At 41.3% G+C, this 17,208-nt stretch carries 13 protein-coding genes; 4 read left to right on the top strand and 9 right to left on the bottom strand.

Annotated features, from left to right (window positions below; all coding sequences use genetic code 11):
- Positions 1-10: 10 nt before the first annotated feature.
- From C825_RS02980 to C825_RS02955, 6 genes are all read right to left on the bottom strand, one after another.
- Positions 11-3,319, bottom strand: coding sequence for a TonB-dependent receptor (locus C825_RS02980; RefSeq protein ID WP_232434145.1), 3,309 nt, complete (start codon positions 3,317-3,319; stop codon positions 11-13).
- Positions 3,320-3,562: 243 nt separating this feature from the next.
- The gene (locus tag C825_RS02975; RefSeq protein ID WP_010801359.1) at positions 3,563-4,765 is read right to left on the bottom strand and encodes a FecR family protein; all 1,203 of its coding nucleotides are present in this window, start codon (positions 4,763-4,765) and stop codon (positions 3,563-3,565) included.
- A 123-nt stretch (positions 4,766-4,888) separates the two neighbouring features.
- Positions 4,889-5,899 (bottom strand): 2-oxoacid:ferredoxin oxidoreductase subunit beta, encoded by a 1,011-nt coding sequence (locus tag C825_RS02970; protein WP_009860693.1) that lies wholly within the window; start codon positions 5,897-5,899, stop codon positions 4,889-4,891.
- Positions 5,900-5,902: 3 nt separating this feature from the next.
- The gene (locus tag C825_RS02965; RefSeq protein ID WP_010801358.1) at positions 5,903-7,756 is read right to left on the bottom strand and encodes a 2-oxoacid:acceptor oxidoreductase subunit alpha; all 1,854 of its coding nucleotides are present in this window, start codon (positions 7,754-7,756) and stop codon (positions 5,903-5,905) included.
- A gap of 87 nt (positions 7,757-7,843) precedes the next feature.
- Positions 7,844-9,055 (bottom strand): alanine dehydrogenase, encoded by a 1,212-nt coding sequence (locus C825_RS02960; RefSeq protein WP_010801357.1) that lies wholly within the window; start codon positions 9,053-9,055, stop codon positions 7,844-7,846.
- A gap of 46 nt (positions 9,056-9,101) precedes the next feature.
- Entirely contained in the window at positions 9,102-9,623 is a 522-nt protein-coding gene (locus C825_RS02955; RefSeq protein WP_010801356.1) for a shikimate kinase, read from the bottom strand.
- A 113-nt stretch (positions 9,624-9,736) separates the two neighbouring features.
- Here C825_RS02955 and C825_RS02950 point away from each other — a divergent pair, with 113 nt between their 5' ends.
- Positions 9,737-10,372 (top strand): ribonuclease H1 domain-containing protein, encoded by a 636-nt coding sequence (locus tag C825_RS02950; protein WP_010801355.1) that lies wholly within the window; start codon positions 9,737-9,739, stop codon positions 10,370-10,372.
- Positions 10,373-10,399: 27 nt separating this feature from the next.
- On the opposite strand, the gene C825_RS02945 is transcribed toward C825_RS02950, so the two are convergent.
- Together C825_RS02945 and C825_RS02940 are read right to left on the bottom strand one after the other, a co-directional pair.
- Positions 10,400-11,260, bottom strand: coding sequence for a hypothetical protein (locus C825_RS02945; protein ID WP_010801354.1), 861 nt, complete (start codon positions 11,258-11,260; stop codon positions 10,400-10,402).
- 21 nt (positions 11,261-11,281) lie between these two features.
- Complete coding sequence (locus tag C825_RS02940) at positions 11,282-12,574, bottom strand: nucleotide sugar dehydrogenase (RefSeq protein ID WP_010801353.1); 1,293 nt, start codon at positions 12,572-12,574, stop codon at positions 11,282-11,284.
- 99 nt (positions 12,575-12,673) lie between these two features.
- On the opposite strand from C825_RS02940, the gene C825_RS02935 reads away from it, so the two are divergent.
- From C825_RS02935 to C825_RS02925, 3 genes are read left to right on the top strand one after another with little or no spacing between them, the layout of a single operon-like run.
- A complete protein-coding gene (locus C825_RS02935; protein ID WP_010801352.1) occupies positions 12,674-13,441 on the top strand; it encodes a DUF5672 family protein in 768 nt (255 codons plus the stop codon).
- A gap of 6 nt (positions 13,442-13,447) precedes the next feature.
- Positions 13,448-14,221, top strand: a complete 774-nt coding sequence (locus tag C825_RS02930) for a glycosyltransferase family 2 protein (protein ID WP_010801351.1) — start codon at positions 13,448-13,450, stop codon at positions 14,219-14,221.
- An 8-nt stretch (positions 14,222-14,229) separates the two neighbouring features.
- Positions 14,230-14,985: a hypothetical protein gene (locus C825_RS02925; protein WP_010801350.1), complete on the top strand. Its 756-nt coding sequence runs from the start codon at positions 14,230-14,232 to the stop codon at positions 14,983-14,985.
- 1,420 nt (positions 14,986-16,405) lie between these two features.
- Here the strand turns inward: C825_RS02925 and C825_RS02920 are convergent.
- Positions 16,406-17,125, bottom strand: coding sequence for a hypothetical protein (locus C825_RS02920; protein WP_044215000.1), 720 nt, complete (start codon positions 17,123-17,125; stop codon positions 16,406-16,408).
- Between the last annotated feature and the right edge of the window lie 83 nt (positions 17,126-17,208).

The following is a 17,208-nucleotide window of genomic DNA, read 5'->3' as shown; positions in this document are numbered from 1 at the left end:
TGCTTAATAATTAAAAGTTAACATTCATTCCTATAGCAGCCGTACGCATTTGAGGATATAACCCTCCGGTTCCGGTATTCAGTTCCGGATCCCATAATTTGAAGCCGCTAAACGTCAGAAGATTGACACCCTGTATATAAAAACGTATTGTCGAAAGACCTATCTTTTGTATCAGTTCTTTAGGCAATGAATATCCTATCTCCGCATTTTTCAAACGGATATAGCTCATATCACGCCACCAATAGGAGGACTGTTGCTTATTATTGTCGAAAGCAGACATCCACATACGGGGATATTTCGCATTCGGATCCGGATTCCATTCAGTCCAACGGTTCTCTGCTACCTCTTCATAGAAGTTTCCAAGAGACAGAATACTGCCGTCACTACCGTACACCTGGCTTCCTCCGATCATACGCCCTACATGGGTAGCTCCCTGAAAGAATACGGATAAATCAAAACGTCTCCATCGCAGGCTCACACCGAAACCATAGTTGATCTCAGGGATTGTCGTATATCCCATCGGAACCCGGTCGTTTGAGTCGATAATCCCGTTCCCGTCTATATCCCGGTATTTGATATCTCCCGGACGTACCGGACCGAAGGTTTGTGTCGGACTGTTCGCTATATCTTTCTCCGACTCAAACAAACCAATAGCAACCAGCCCCCTATGTTGATCCATCGGAAAACCTACATCATTCAAATAAGGCCATTGCTGACTCGGTTTATCATCATACAATACTTTATTACGGTTAAAGGTAAAGTTTCCACGTCCGGATATATATAACTCATCATTTACCTGCTGTTCATATTCCAGCGTCATATCTATCCCCTGATTCTGCATCTTACCTAAATTCACATACTGCGTCACGTTAATACCGACTACCGAAGGAATACTTTGTTGCTGAATATAAATACCTTCGCGTTTTTCTTTAAAATAATCGGCACTCAGTTTAATACGATGGAACAGTCCCAATTCAAAACCGACATCCGTCTTCTTGGCAGTTTCCCAGGATACATTCGGGTTACCGGGATGTCCGGTTGCGATACCTCCGATCCACTTTGCCTGATCACGTCCGAAATTCCAACCTCCCGTATACTGCATCTCGGTATTATAAGCAAAACGACGATCACCGCCGATCTTATCATTTCCGATCTCTCCGTAAGAGCCTTTAATCTTCAATAAGGAGATCACAGACGACAGGGATTTCCAAAAATCTTCATTGCTGATCATATAGCCCAAAGCACCTGAAGGGAAAAAACCGAAACGTTTTCCAGGAGCGAAGTTTTCAGAACCATTATAACCAAAATTAAATTCAGCGAAATACTTATCCCTGAAGGAATAGGCAGCACGACCTGCAATACCGATATTTCTATTGGCAAAAGCTGCAATATAATCAGTCGGGAAATTGTTGGTATATTCCCGGATATTGAATAAAAACAGGCCGTTCACCCGATGATCATCGTTGAATACCTGATCATAAGTAAGCGATGTTTCAAAATTCCAGGTTTGTGCCCCTCTGTTAGAACGAGCCAGAGAAAGAAAATCATTACCGTCGCGGTTCTGATGTAAAATCAGATTTCCTTCCTTATCCCTTCCCAGGGCATCGTACGTAACCGGCGACTTACGTTTATCCAGCGTCGATTCATTACGGGCATCCCACGAGAATTTTGCATTTCCTTTCAAGCCGGGAGTAATGAATGAAAAATCCTGTGTCAAGCTGATCAAAGATTGGGCATTGTTCCAGAAATCAGCGGAATACCCTGTATAGTTCAAGTCCAGATAAGGATTAGTACCTACAATAGGGCGGGATAAACTACCATCTGAAAATACGGGCACAACAGCAACAGAAGGGACAGCCAGCGTATTATTATAAACACTTTCCATTGCAACCCCGAGGCGATTTTTTATTTCATATTGGTTCGACAACGAAAGGCTCAGTTCTGTCAGACGGGTTACATTGATATCGACATTGGCCCGAAAATTAATTTTCTTATATCCGACCTGAGGATCATACTGAGGATTTTTTACCGGTTTAAAAATGCCATTTTCACTATAAAACGAACCGGCAACATAATAGCGGACACTTTTTCCACCTCCCGAAACATTTACATTCGCACGGATATTGTTGGATATATTGCGGAAAGTAGTATCCCACCAGTCCACATTCGGATATAAATCAGGATCCGTATGATTGACGTGTTTATCATATTCTACTGGCTGATAAGCCAGTTGTCCGTTCCCCTGCAATGTGATATCATTATAATAATCCATCCATTGAGAGGCATTCGCCATTTTGGGAGTTACGGTCGGATTGGAAATTCCGTATTCCACCCGGGCATTGATAGCAGGCTTGGCTTCCCTTCCTCGCTTTGTCGTAATCAGAACAATCCCGTTTGCACCACGAACCCCATACAAAGCCGTAGCAGTCGCATCCTTCAATATTGAAAAAGTAGCAATATCTTCCGGATCAACCAAATCCATCGAACGTTCTATTCCATCCACCAGTATAAGCGGTGTATTGTTTGCCCCGAAAGAACTAATACCCCGTATCCAGAAATCTGCTCCGGCACCAGGCTCACCGGTACGTTGTATGGCAACGATACCGGCCATCTGTCCGGCCAGGCTTGTACTCAGTTTCGCAACCGGTACCTGAAGTTGTTCGGAGGTGATAGTTGATATAGCACCTATCACACTGGTTTTCTTTTGCTTACCATAAGCTACAACAGTCACTTCTTCCAGTTCATCGGCCTTTGGCTTCATTCTGATCACAACATCATTCTGATTACCGATAACGATTTCCTGATCTTCCATCCCCAAATAAGAAATGACCAGTTTATCCGATTTATTTACTTCCAGTTCAAAGGAACCGTCCAGGTCAGTCGTCACCCCGCGGGTACTTCCTGCAACCAGGATAGCCGCTCCCGGCAAAGGTTCGCCCAAATCATCCAGTACCTTTCCCCGAAAAGAACTTCTGTCCTGGGCTTTCAATGGCAATGGGCCGATCAAACCGGTATTCTTTTTCTTTGATATAAATATCTGGCGGTCTTTAATTACATAGGTATTATCCGTTCCTGTAAACAACAGATTTAATATAATATCCACAGTCTGATCAGTGATATCTAATTTCACTTTCCGGTTTACATCCAATATGCCGTCATAATAGAAAAAAACATATTCGCTTTGTTTTTCTATTTCAGAGAAGATCTCCTGCACTGTCTTATTATTCGCTTTCAAAGACAATGTTGCCGATTGCGAATAAGTGCTGCTGGCCAAACTTGCATTTATTCCTAAGATCAGGAATAGGGCAGCGATTTTCATAATTCGATATTTAACACTCCAGGGATTGGAGAATCGTTTATTTACCATATCTTTGTATTGATTTTTAAATGGTTATTTTCAACTAGTTAATTTAGAGATCCAACCGGATAACATGGCAGTGTTATCCGGTTTTGTTAGTATTTACAGATCTGTCATTTTTCCATCCGAGCTTTTTCCATAGGCTTTCCAATTTAAGTTGTTAACATATATGATTCAAAAATTAATAACCTAATATACAATCTTTTATTTACCTTCTTTGACTACTATATACTCTTCATCTATTTTCTTATAGAGAATCGGGGCTGTTTGGCTCAGCCCATCTAGGACAACCTCCAGATCCTCCTGCATATCAAGTTTTCCCGAGCACTTTAAATCTGCCACATCAAATTTATAGCTAATCTTTTTTCCATAGTAACGGGATAAACGATCCAGGATTACTGACAAATGTTCACTTCTGTATGTATATAACCCATCTTTCCATAAAATATAATCATTCACATTAACCTCCTTTATGTCACATTCTCCCTGGTAATAAGAGAACATCCTGTTAGGTTCCAAACGGAAATCTTCGTCATCCTTAGTATCCACCTGTACAGCCCCTGTAACCAGGACAACTGAAGAAGATTCGTCCGTTTCGTATGCCATTACATTAAAAGAAGTACCCAAAACCTGTACATCCATCTCTTTCGTTTTTACGATAAAAGGCCTTTTTTTATCCGGTGTCACTTCCAGAAAAACTTCGCCGTTTACATAGATCTCCCTTTTTTTATCAGCGAATGTAACCGGGTACACAATCCGGCTGCCGGCATTCACCCAGAGTTTAGTCCCATCTTCTAAAATCAGGGTGGAACGTTTTCCATTCGGGACAATCAACTGATTAAACTCTGACAACCGTTTAGAGGAATTGGCAGAATTCAGAGATACATCAACAATCTTTTCCGAATTAACGGCCACTGTCCCTTTCGCATCATATTCGATTTGAGATTCCTGTCCGCTAATCGGAATCTGCTTGTCGGATAAAACCAATTGTATCTCTCCCTCATCCGGAGTAACAGCCATTTCCCGGGCAACAGCTTCTACATCCGGAGTCTTATTTACATTGGTATATATATATGAAATAGAGAATATAATCAAAACAGCGACACTAGCGGCAGCCATCCACATAAAAGAACGAAAGCGACGGCTACGCTGCAGTTGCAGGATCTTATTCGAATCCTTGATCTTTGTCCATAATAAATCCTGCCGTTCATTTGTCATTTGTTCTTTTTTTACCTTTATGGAACGCAAAAAGAATATAGCTAACTGATATTCCTGTTCATCCAGTCCGTCTACAACCTGTCTTTTCCAGAAATTGATCGTATCCAACGTCGGAGAAGTATTGGATTTGATAAAAAAATCATCTTCCAACAATTTTTCCGCAGTATATTTTGTATAATCTTTATTCATTGTTCCAATAACGTTTTTCTTTCAAAACACAGGTTTCGATCATTTATACTCACTTTTTCTTATAAAAATAAAAAGGGATGACCATATGATCACCCCTCCTATTCCAGTTATTATAATAAAATCTTATTTCACCTCCCAAACTTCACCCTTCATTAAGAAGTCTTTCAGTTTACGGGTAGGATTCTTTGCCTGTACCTCTTCGATCTGTTGATGAACGGCTTCATCGTATACCGGAGCATCCACATCGCGGATAACACCCAGGGCAATAGGCATATCATCTTTCATCATAGCCAGCATCATATGAAGTGTCGTATCTTTTTCATGGGCATCATGAACCAGCACATCATCCATTGTGTAGCCACCTTCACCGATCGTAACGGCTTTCAGTTTAAGACCATCCAACACAAGACCTTTGTTACCTTCTTTTCCGAAAATCATCTTTTCGCCGTGGCGAAGGAAGATGGTACGGTCTGCACGATATTCCTTATCAACGATACTCTTATGAATGCCGTCATTGAAAATTACACAGTTTACCAGCACTTCCGTGACAGAAGCACCTTTATGGCGTGCAGAAGCAGCCAATACTTCAGTTGTATTCTTCAAATCCACATCGATCACCCGGGCAAAGAAGTTTCCGCGTGCTCCCAAAGCCAGTTCAGCCGGGATAAACGGGTCTTCCACTGTTCCGTAAGGAGAACTTTTGGAAACGAAGCCACGTTCGGAAGTCGGGGAGTATTGTCCTTTGGTCAGACCATAAATTTTATTGTTGAAAAGAACTATGTTCAGGTCGACATTACGACGTACGGCATGGATAAAATGGTTACCACCGATAGCCAGACAGTCGCCGTCGCCGGTGATCAGCCAGACACTCAGGTCGGGACGGGCAGTCTTCACACCTGTTGCTATTGCAGCACCACGTCCGTGGATGGTATGGAAACCGTATGTATTCATATAATAAGGTAAGCGGGAAGAACACCCGATACCCGAGATAACGGCCATATTATGAGGAGCCACTCCTACTTCCGCCATCGCTTTGTGTAAGCAGTTCAATACGGCATGGTCTCCACAACCCGGACACCAACGTACATACTGGTCGCTTTTATAATCTTTCGGTTCGAATTTTATATCTGTCATTTTTTAAGCCTCCAATATTTTAGTGAATTCCTCAACTAATCTCGCAACAACGAAAGGCTGTCCTTTCACGCGGTTGAATCTGTACGGATTGAATCCGGGAACTTTACCACGCAGGTAGTTGGCAAACTGTCCGTTATTCTGTTCAGCAACAACCACTTTCTTATATTTGGAAAGTACCTCTACCGTATTCTTCGGAAGCGGACTGATAAATTTGAAGTGGGCCAAAGCCACTTTCTTGCCTTGTTCATGCATTGTTTCCATTGCTTCATACAGATGACCGTATGTACCGCCCCAGCCTACCAGCAACAGGTCGGCATCGGGATCTCCGAGCACTTCCAGTTCCGGGATGAAATCAGCAATTTTGTCGATCTTTGCCTGGCGGGTGGTAACCATCTTCTGATGGTTGATAGGATCGGTCGAGATAGCACTTGTATCGTAATCTTTCTCCAGACCACCCAAACGGTGTGCAAATCCTTCCATACCCGGGATAGCCCAGTAACGAACCTGTGTATCTTTATCACGACGATATGCCTTCCAGGGCTTTTCTCCCTGATAGTTGGACACGTAGTTCGGTTTGATTTCCGGATAGTTGTCCAGGTCAGGTAATCTCCAGGCAGACGAACCGTTTGCAATGAAAGCATCCGTCATCAGGATAACCGGAGTCATATGTTCTACAGCCAGCTTACCAGCCCAGTAAGCTGCATCGAAACAGTCTGTCGGAGTAGAAGCGGCAATCACTACCAGCGGACTTTCACCGTTACGTCCGTAAAGCGCCTGCATCAGGTCGGTCTGCTCACTCTTTGTCGGCATACCTGTTGATGGACCTCCACGCTGTACGTCGATGATAACCAGCGGCAATTCAGCTATTACAGCCAGACCGATCGCTTCACTCTTCAACGCCAAACCCGGACCGGAAGTCGATGTAGCAGCCAGACAACCGGCAAAACTACCACCGATAGCCGTACAAATACCGGCAATTTCATCTTCAGCCTGAACGGTAATTACGCCCAAATCTTTCCGTTTAGATAATTCATGCAAAATATCAGTCGCCGGAGTAATAGGATAACTACCCAGGAAAAGTTGCAGGCCGGCTTTTTCGGCAGCAGCAATCAGACCGTAGGAAGTAGCCTTATTTCCATTTACATCCGTATAGAATCCCGGTTCAGCTTTCTTACTTTCAATACGATAAGTAGAAACTGACGCATGGATATTGTGACCATAGTTATAACCGTCTGTCAACGCCTTGATATTAGCCTGTGCGATCACCGGCTTCTTGGCGAATTTATTCTGAAGCATGTTCATGGCTTCTTCCAAAGGACGGTCAAACAACCAGCAAACAAGGCCCAGGGCAAACATATTCTTTGAACGGAGCGCAGACTTGTTATCCAAACCAAACTCTGCCAAACCGTCTTTCACCATCGTAGAGATCGGGGCAGCGACAACCTGCACACTGTTCAGACCCAGTTCTTTGAACGGATCGTCCGTTGTGTACAAAGCCTTATCCAGATCACTCTTCTTGAATGAATCGGTATCGATAATAACAATTGCATTTGGTTTGATATGCTTCACATTCACTTTCAGAGCGGCGGGATTCATAGCGACTAAAACGTCCGCCTTATCACCAGGAGTAAAAATTTTACGTGATCCCAGATGCACCTGGAATCCTGATACACCACTCAGTGTTCCCTGAGGAGCACGTACTTCCGCCGGATAGTCGGGAAATGTAGAAATCTCATTTCCAAAAATAGCCGACAGATTAGAAAAGATCGTTCCGGTTAACTGCATACCGTCTCCGGAGTCACCCGAAAAACGGATCACAACCTTCTCCAACGTTGTTACTTTTGTTTGTTCTGCCATAATTATTTATATTAGCTTAATCGCTTGTTTGTAGTTAGATTTCCGCAAAGTAAAGAATAAACTTGGCTTGTTCAAAACTTTTGAGGCTTAAAAAGCAGAAAGATATAGATCCAGGTTATTTGATGATAAATTAAAATGATTAGACACGTAATTGTTTACAGGTTTCCCACAATACATGTAAACACCTGAACGAAAGCCATCATCCGACTTTATCATATTCTGGACTGTCCCGGCATCTCCCAAAGCAAGAAAGATGGGTACAAATATATTACTGAAAGCCATCGAGGTGGTACGTGCCACCCGATTACTTATATTAGGTATACAATAATGTAATACACCGTATTGCTCAAAAACGGTCGGATCGGATTTAGCCAGACAGCAGGTTGTCTCGAAACAACCACCCTGACTGATACGCAGATCAATCACCAGAGAACCCCGTTTCATAGTCCTGACCAATTCTTCCGCAATCACATAACGGTAACGTGTATTGATATACCGCATAGCTCCGATCACTACATCCGCCGTACGGAAAGCATTATGCAATACATTCGGATGAAAAGTCGAAGTAAACAAACCTTGCCCCAATACTTGCTGAATCGTGCGCAGCTTGTTGATATCATCATCGAAAACCTTAACGGATGCACCTAGCGCCAAAGCAGCACGGGCAGCCACGGTTCCTGCATTTCCTGCACCGACGATCACAATCTCAGTCGGTGACACTCCGGGGATTCCTCCCAGCAAAATACCTTTTCCTCCCTGGGTATTACTCAGCAATTCGGAAGCAATGGTAATAGAAGCTGTCCCTTCTATCTCTGAAATAACATTCAGGATAGGACACCTTTTCTGATCGTCCGACATCAGTTCATAAGCGATTGCCGTAATACGTTTGGCCATCATCAGTTCAAAAGCTTCCTGAGCAAACAGATTGAGTTGCACCATGGAAAAGACAGTAGAACGAGGTTTCATCAACAGGATTTCCTGAGGTAAAGGAGGAAGTATCTTCAAAATAATATCCGCCTGAAAAACTTCCGCCGGAGTAGCGACAATCTCGGCACCAGCCTCGGAATAGTGATTATCGGAGTAATTGATCCCCAACCCGGCACCCGACTCTACCAATACACGATGTCCGCGATCGGTCAACATGTCAACAGCCTCAGGAGTAAGCGCAAGCCGCTTTTCCCCCTCTTTCCGTTCACAAGGGATACCAATCAGTAAACGATTACCTACCTTATTCAATTCCTTCAACAGTTCCTGGGTAATATATGAACCCTGAAGCTGTTTGTCTCCTGTTGCTTCCATAATACGATTCCACGGCCGGCAATTCCTAACTGCCTTACATTATATATTATACTATTTTTTCCAATGCTTCCGAAATCTCATGCACATCCGTTTCCGTCAACATCACTTCGGCATCAAACACGATTGAAGCTTTCATATAATGGGGAGTTCTTTTCTCCAGGCTTTCGGCAATAAATGCAACCAACTCATCACCGGAACGTCCTTTCAGTACGGGGCGAGTCGATTTACAGATTTCAAGACGTTTAGCCAACTCTTCCACCGACACCTTCAGATAAACGGTTGAGCCTGTTTCGTTCATAAACTCCATATTGTCAAAAAAGCAGGGAGCACCACCGCCAGTGGAGATCAGTACATCTTCAAACATGGCCACTTCGTGGAGCATCCGCCGTTCAATATCACGGAAAGCCGCCTCCCCTTTTTCAGCAAATATCTGCCCGACCGTTCTATGGTAGCGGGCTTCTATGTAACAGTCCAGGTCAATAAAAGAAAGCCCCATTCGTTTGGCCAGGTCTTTGCCGACCGTCGTCTTTCCGGCTCCCATATAACCTATCAAAAAAATACGCTTCATCTCGTATATGATTGTTTACCGCAAATGTAAAGTTTTTTTTCTTCATTACTTTTCTTTCAATAGAAAAGTAACAAAATATTACCTTTGCAAATCATATCCGAAGAATACAGAAGATGGCGAAGAACAAATATTATGTCGTGTGGAAAGGACTTAACCCAGGTGTTTACGACAACTGGGCAGAGTGTAAAATGCAGGTGGAAGGACAAGAAGGAGCGAAATACAAATCGTTCGAAACCCGCGAAGAGGCCGTTGAAGCCTTTGAGAAAGGATATACCCATTACCTGAGAACTGCTTCGTCAGCCAAAGCTGCCGCCAATCTGGCACCGAAAGCACCTGTCGGAAAACCGATCAACGAAAGCCTGGCGGTAGATGCCGCCTGTAGCGGAAATCCGGGGGATATGGAATACCGGGGTGTTTACACAGCCACCGGACAAGAGATTTTCCATATCGGACCTTTGAAAAAAGGGACAAACAACGTCGGCGAGTTTCTGGCACTCGTTCATGGCCTGGCACTGTTAAAGCAAAAAGGAAGCAACCTGCCTATTTATTCGGATAGCCGTAATGCGATCAGTTGGGTCAAAAAGAAGAAATGCAAGACTCTGCTGGAACGTGAACCTGTCAACGAGCAAATCTTCGATCTGATCGAACGTGCCGAGAAATGGCTGAATACAAACACCTATACTACAACGATCCTGAAATGGGAGACTTCGGTGTGGGGGGAAATTCCGGCTGATTTCGGACGGAAATAACAGAAAAATCCTCCTTCAAGATGGTTTTCAGAAACAGCGGATATAGGCCAACGAAAAACTATCGTAAAGATAATCTTGTATACCGTGTTTATAACCGAAAGAGATAATGTTCTTTTTTATCTCATAATTGAGTTTTGAGCGGACAATCATCGGTTTGTCCCCGTCTCCTCTGTACCCCTTTATGCCTGTATAGTCACAATTCAATGTAAAACCACGATAAGTAGCCTGTGCCCCTATCGCATATGTCAAAGCATCATTCTGCCGATGTATCAGATCGTTCGTCATCCAGCAGTAAAAACCGGCCATTCCCTGTAAACGGACAGACGCATTTTTTTCCGGATTCTGCCACAACGTCCGTCCGATATTACAATCGAACCAATAAGCAGCCGCATCTGTATAACGGGCATCACACAAACGTCCCCCACTGGCTGTTCTCAGAGTTGCATTTACCACGATATCCACCCATTTCTCACTTTTCAGCACCTGATAATGGCAACTCAATATAAAATCCCCATGACAAGGGATCGGAGATTTCACATCGACAGCATTACGCTCGTCACGCACTTCCGGTGATGTTTCGTACCATTCCTGAATCACCCCGTAAAGCGATACACCGGCACGTCCTTTGGCTATAGGGATATACAAACGGGCAAAAACGTCTTTCGTCTTATCCCCGGTCATTTTATGATATTCACCTCTTAATTCGACCTCCCAGCGCGGAGATAACTTCCCGCCCATCAATTCCGGAAAAGGGAAGGCATTCGCTCCAAAATAACGGGGAGAATACTTTAACAAGGGTATTTTATCCCTCCAATCTGCATTGGCAGGAAAGATTGTAAAAAAGCTACAGCAAAAAACAAGGAAGGAAAAAAGTATGTTTGTTTTCATTCTATATGTTGTGGATTTAATTTACAGCCGATCGTCCACCCATTCCGGATTCAGACAACCTTTTACATCATATACTACGTGATTTTCACTGACAAGCGACGGGATGTCAAGTTCCAGAAATTCTTTATGAGCCACAGCCAGTACAATCACATCATACTTCCTGCCTTTGGATAAAGAGCCGGTCAACTCTATTCCATATTCATCCCGGACTTCTTCCGCACGAGCCCAAGGATCATACACGGAGACATTGATGCCGTAATCTTTCAATACACGGACAACATCCCCTACTTTTGTATTCCTCACATCCGGACAATTTTCCTTGAATGTAAAACCCAGCACCAGCACTTCCGCATTCTTAACCGGTACATCCTTTTTAATCATACATTTCACCACACGGTTAGCTATATATTCGCCCATCGTATCATTGATACGACGCCCATACAGGATCAGACCGGGATGATATCCGTAATCCTGCGCTTTCCGGATCAGGTAATAAGGGTCGACACCAATGCAGTGACCTCCAACCAGCCCCGGTCTGAACGGCAGAAAGTTCCATTTCGTTCCGGCAGCAGCCAACACTTCGTTTGTATCTATATCCAACAGATGGAAAATTTTAGATAACTCGTTTACAAAAGCAATATTAATATCCCGCTGCGTATTTTCAATCACTTTAGATGCTTCTGCCACGCGGATACTGGATACCGGAAATGTTCCGGCTGTAATTACAGAACGGTATAGCGCATCTACCTTCTCCGCCGCATCCGGTGTGGAGCCGGAGGTTACTTTCATAATTTTCTCTACCGTATGTTCCTTATCCCCCGGATTGATACGCTCAGGAGAATAACCGGCAAAAAAGTCTTCATTATATACCAATCCTGAAGTCTTTGCAAGAATCGGAACGCATTCCTCTTCTGTAATGCCCGGACAAACAGTTGATTCATAGATAACAATATCCCCTTTCTTCAAAACTTTACCTACAGTTTCACTGGCACGGTACAATGGGGTCAGATCAGGACTGTGATGCGTATCGACTGGCGTAGGAACAGCCACTACATAATAATTACAGGAAACCAGATCTTCCGGATCAGAAGTAAAATAAAGTCCTGTTTCCCCTTCTTCCGGCAAATGGTCTGATAAAACCGATTTCAACGACTCTTCCGACACCTCCTTCGTGGTATCTTCCCCTAAACTCAACGCTGAAACCCGTTCTTGTTTCACATCGAAACCAACAACCGAATATTTAGTAGCAAACAAACGCGCTAATGGCAAACCTACATATCCGAGGCCGATAATTGCTATTCTCATTTTGTCCATTATATATGAAACTTTCATATCAAAATTGCACAAAGATAATTAAAACAAAGAAAAACTATATCTTTGTCCTCAATAACAAGTTATTTAACAAGAACAAAAGTGGATTTAGTGAAAGTTGTCATACCCATTTATAAGAATACGTTTTCCAAAATGGAAATGCGTTCATTAACGCAGGCATACGAAGTTTTGCATTCTTATCCATTAGTTGTAATCAAACCTTTTTCCCTGAACCTGTCTGAATTACAAGTTGAATTTCCGAAATTGATAGTAACCTCATTCGATGATAACTATTTCAAAGGAATCAGCGGTTACAACCATTTGATGCTCACATCCGAGTTTTACGAACGTTTTCTTGACAGCCAATACATACTGATTTATCAATTAGATGCGTTTGTCTTTCATGACGAGCTGTCGGATTGGTGTAATAAAGGATATGATTATATCGGTGCTCCCTGGCTTCAAAAACCGGTCTACCGATTGCCGATTATTTCAATCATTATGTCTCTTATACATCGGTATCAAAAATCAACAGGCAAACCATCCAAACAAGACTTATACAATAAAATAGGCAATGGAGGACTATCTTTACGCAAAGTAGCCAGCCATTACCGAGTCACTCAAGAACAGGTTGACTTAATCCGTTTTTACTTGTCACAAAAGCGGCATCATCTTTATAATGAAGATGTATTCTGGGCAACTGAAGCAGACGGCTTTATTTATCCGGAAGTAAAGGAAGCCCTTCGATTTGCTTTCGATAAATATCCGAGATATTGCTATAAATTAAACAACCATCAACTCCCCTTCGGATGTCATTCATGGTACAAAAGAAAAATGAAAAAGTTTTGGAAACCGATTATACAATTTTGATCAAATATGAAAATCTCCGTTGTCATAAATACTTATAATGCAGAAAAATATCTCGAAAGAGTATTAAAAGCTGTAAAAGGATTTGACGAAATACTTATCTGTGATATGTACAGTACAGATAATACAATTCCAATTGCACAAAAATATAATTGCAAAATTATCTATCACGAGAATATCGGATATGTTGAGCCTGCACGTAATTACGCTATACAATCTGCCAAATATCCTTGGGTATTGATCATTGATGCAGACGAAATAGTTCCTCCAGCATTAAAAGATTATTTATACAAACGAATTCAAGAAGAAAACTGTCTTTCTGGTATTCGCATCCCTATGAAAAATTATTTCATGGGACGCTTTATGCATTGTGTTTATCCAAGTTACTTGCTGCGTTTTGTAAAAAAGGAAAATACTTATTGGCCTTCTTCCATACATTCTCAGCCACAAATAAAAGGGAAAATAGAAGTCATCCCTTCAAATAGAAAAGACCTGGCTTTTATACATCTGGCAAATGATTCTGTTTCAACAAATATACGAAAAACCAACCAATATACTGACAATGAATTGGATAAGCGCAAAAACAATAAATATCCTTTCTGGTCATTAATCGGAGAAACGACTTTTCGCTTTTTCAAACTTTATATATTAAAAGGTGGTTTTCGAGATGGCAAAGCTGGATTAACTTATTGCGGATTAAATGCATTTTATAAATTTGCAACTATTGCCAAAATATGGGAATCCAGAATTTCTGAAAACGAGATAGACCCGGAATTAAAATAAAATAGAAAATGGATACAATTACTTTCGAAACCAAATGTTATGAGAATGACTGGGAGTTCCTTTTACAAACTCCCTATTTGGATCAAATGATACAAAGATGTAATACGGTATTTCAACATAAACAATTAATTATCAATAATGTCAACGACCTTCCTTTGGTATGCAAATTCGCAGATAAGAAAATTAGAAAAGGAGTTATCGACGCCTACTATGTTGCTGAAAATTATGCCCAGGAAGCTCTTGATTTCTTTCAGATTGACAAAAATTCATTTGGAAAAGGATATTACTATTCGATAGCTGAACTTGTTGGGATTTACCTAAGTAAAACAACTTATCATCTACATTTCTCAAGTGACGCAAGAATGGAGAAAGCACCTTCTACTGATTGGATTTCAGAGGCAATCAAACTAATGAACGAACATACGGACTTTGCCGTTGCCAATCCTGTATGGAACCATAAATATAAAGAAGCTGCACACGAATCCATTGATGAAACAGAAAACTTTTATATTGGATATGGTTTTTCAGACCAATGCTACCTGGTTAAAAACGACATATTCAAACAACCCATTTATAATGAATATAATGAAGAGTCCAGCAGATATCCTGTATATGGTGGAGAATTATTTGAAAAAAGAGTCGATAGCTTTATGAGAAATCATGAAATGAAACGCCTTACCCACAAACAAGTCAGTTATATTCATCAAAACTTTCCCCAAAACCCCATGCTGAAAAAGATTAGAAGCATAACCTACCGGATATAAGGAGAAAAAACATACATATGCCTACCTATACAAATCTTTGTTTTGCGAGATCATTATTTTTTACACCTAGTTTCTGAATAATTGAAATACACCCAAACATACGCCAGGGCAACCGCACCAAAACAGTTCTCGCCCGAAAGAAAACGGATGGGGAACTGTTCTTTTTCTGATAAGTGCCGTTTTTGCCGACACAAAACACCGTTTTATATGATTGAAATGGTAGTTTAAAGCCATAAGAAAGTCCGCGACGGAAACAATCTTCCCCCTCCATGATTTTCACACTTCTCCCTTCACACATGTAACATACTGTATTATAACTTCTTGTAGTAAACCCAGCCTTTTTACTACTGTTTGGTGAACCGTAACAGGAAACCTTCCGGTGAGTAGGCATCCGTTTAGGGACGGATAGTTATCCGTTGGCCAACCGATGCCTGTCCGTTGGGAAACCACCCTCCTTCACACAGTCATGTAAGTTGTGCTGACACTACGATGCCGACCGGATGGGATAGTAGTACCAGCATGATGTAACGTACATACCAATAGGATATAGGGGACCGGACGCTACTTTACAGGGTATAATCTGCCGGAATATAGGGGAAAAACCGTACGTATTCTTGGGAAAAGCCGTACGCTTTTGTTCGAAACAACATTTATCACCCCTTCACTCTCCCTTCACAGCAAATAACTGCTTTACAATATGTTATAGGCAGTGAAAGGTGAAATTAAATTTATAAAACTCCATTGGGAGATTGATTTTTTACAAAAAACGAGGGCTTTTTGAATCTCCAAAAGTCTTTGCTGCCCCCTTTTCAAACAATTTGGTGTGGTTGCCCTGAACATACGCCTATCTTCACTCAATTTCTATTGTTTCCAATATAGCTTAGAGAATTTGATAAGGATACTGTTTGCATTACCTATAACGTACGCCCTCACTTTTTATAGAATATTGAACCATACTTTATTAGGGTATGCGCTGATAGGATATGAAGTCTATTCCTAAAATCACTTGTCAGTTTTTGAGAAACTTACGCTTTTCTTCCAACGGGTAGGCAGAGAATAACGAACAGGTAGGTACTTGTTCGCCACTCCTACCTATCTACACAATAAATGTTTATACAAATTTCAGCGTCGCCCTTCATCTTTTTAATCAAACCTTTTGATTTTCATTATATAAACAAAGACTCCATTCCTCTTTTTCAGCGTCACCCTACAATGTCACCTCTCCAAAGCCAAGGTGACGCCGAAAAAAAGGTAGCATACCCCATGTGTGTATTGAATATCATACTATAAAATCATTTCAATGAAGGCATGACTCCGAAAGTTGTAAAAACTTTTATGAGCCTGTTTTTTATACTTGACTTTAAACCTTCAAGATACTACTTTCTATTGCATCCTTCCACTAAATTTCCACTTTGTCTAATTAAAGCCTAGTTATTTTTACTGAAGTTATTCGATCATTCCAAGTAGACCTCTTTGTTCCCTCTACCTGTATATTTTTCAGATTTGGAGCAATAACAGCTCCATAAGGCAACCATTGAAACGACGTCGAGTATGGACCATTCATAACTTGTGCATCTTTACTATAACATGTAAAAGACAAACAATGACTTTTCAAATGATCATCTTCATATAATTCAAACAAAGTATTTCCACCGAAACTATAAGCACAAAAAGCAGTAGTCTTATCATTCATATCATAGCCAGGCTTCAAATGATTGACAACAGTATCCCTATTTGCTGTAGATAAAAGGACATGACGAACCTTTCCTCCATAATTATGATCATCACACAAAAACAAATTAGCATAATAGCCATTCATTATAGGATCACAAGCCGGGTTGTCTACAATTCCATTAGATATCACCTTAGATAGTTTAACATCATTTTCTTCATTTTTAACTATAGATGGTAACACCAAAAGAAGTTCTTCCCTATCATCAAAATATTCAATTTCACCATTACGATGTACGTAAGTAACCAAATCAGGTAATGCATTTAAACTTAGAAACAAATCCTCAACCTCTTTATTTTCAACAGACACAATCGAATCATCAACAACCAATAAAGATGTTTCATAAGCTTTTCCCTTATACAAGAATTCATAATTCTGAACCAAGGTGTCTTCTTTTACTATATTCAAAGATCTTGTACTCTGAGCAACATCTAACTCTAATTTTTTTATAGATTCATCTATTTCTTGATTACAAGAAATTAAACTTACTG

This window comes from Parabacteroides sp. ASF519 (genome assembly GCF_000364265.2).
GTDB lineage: Bacteria > Bacteroidota > Bacteroidia > Bacteroidales > Tannerellaceae > Parabacteroides > Parabacteroides goldsteinii.
This window is presented reverse-complemented; position numbering and strand designations above follow the sequence as displayed.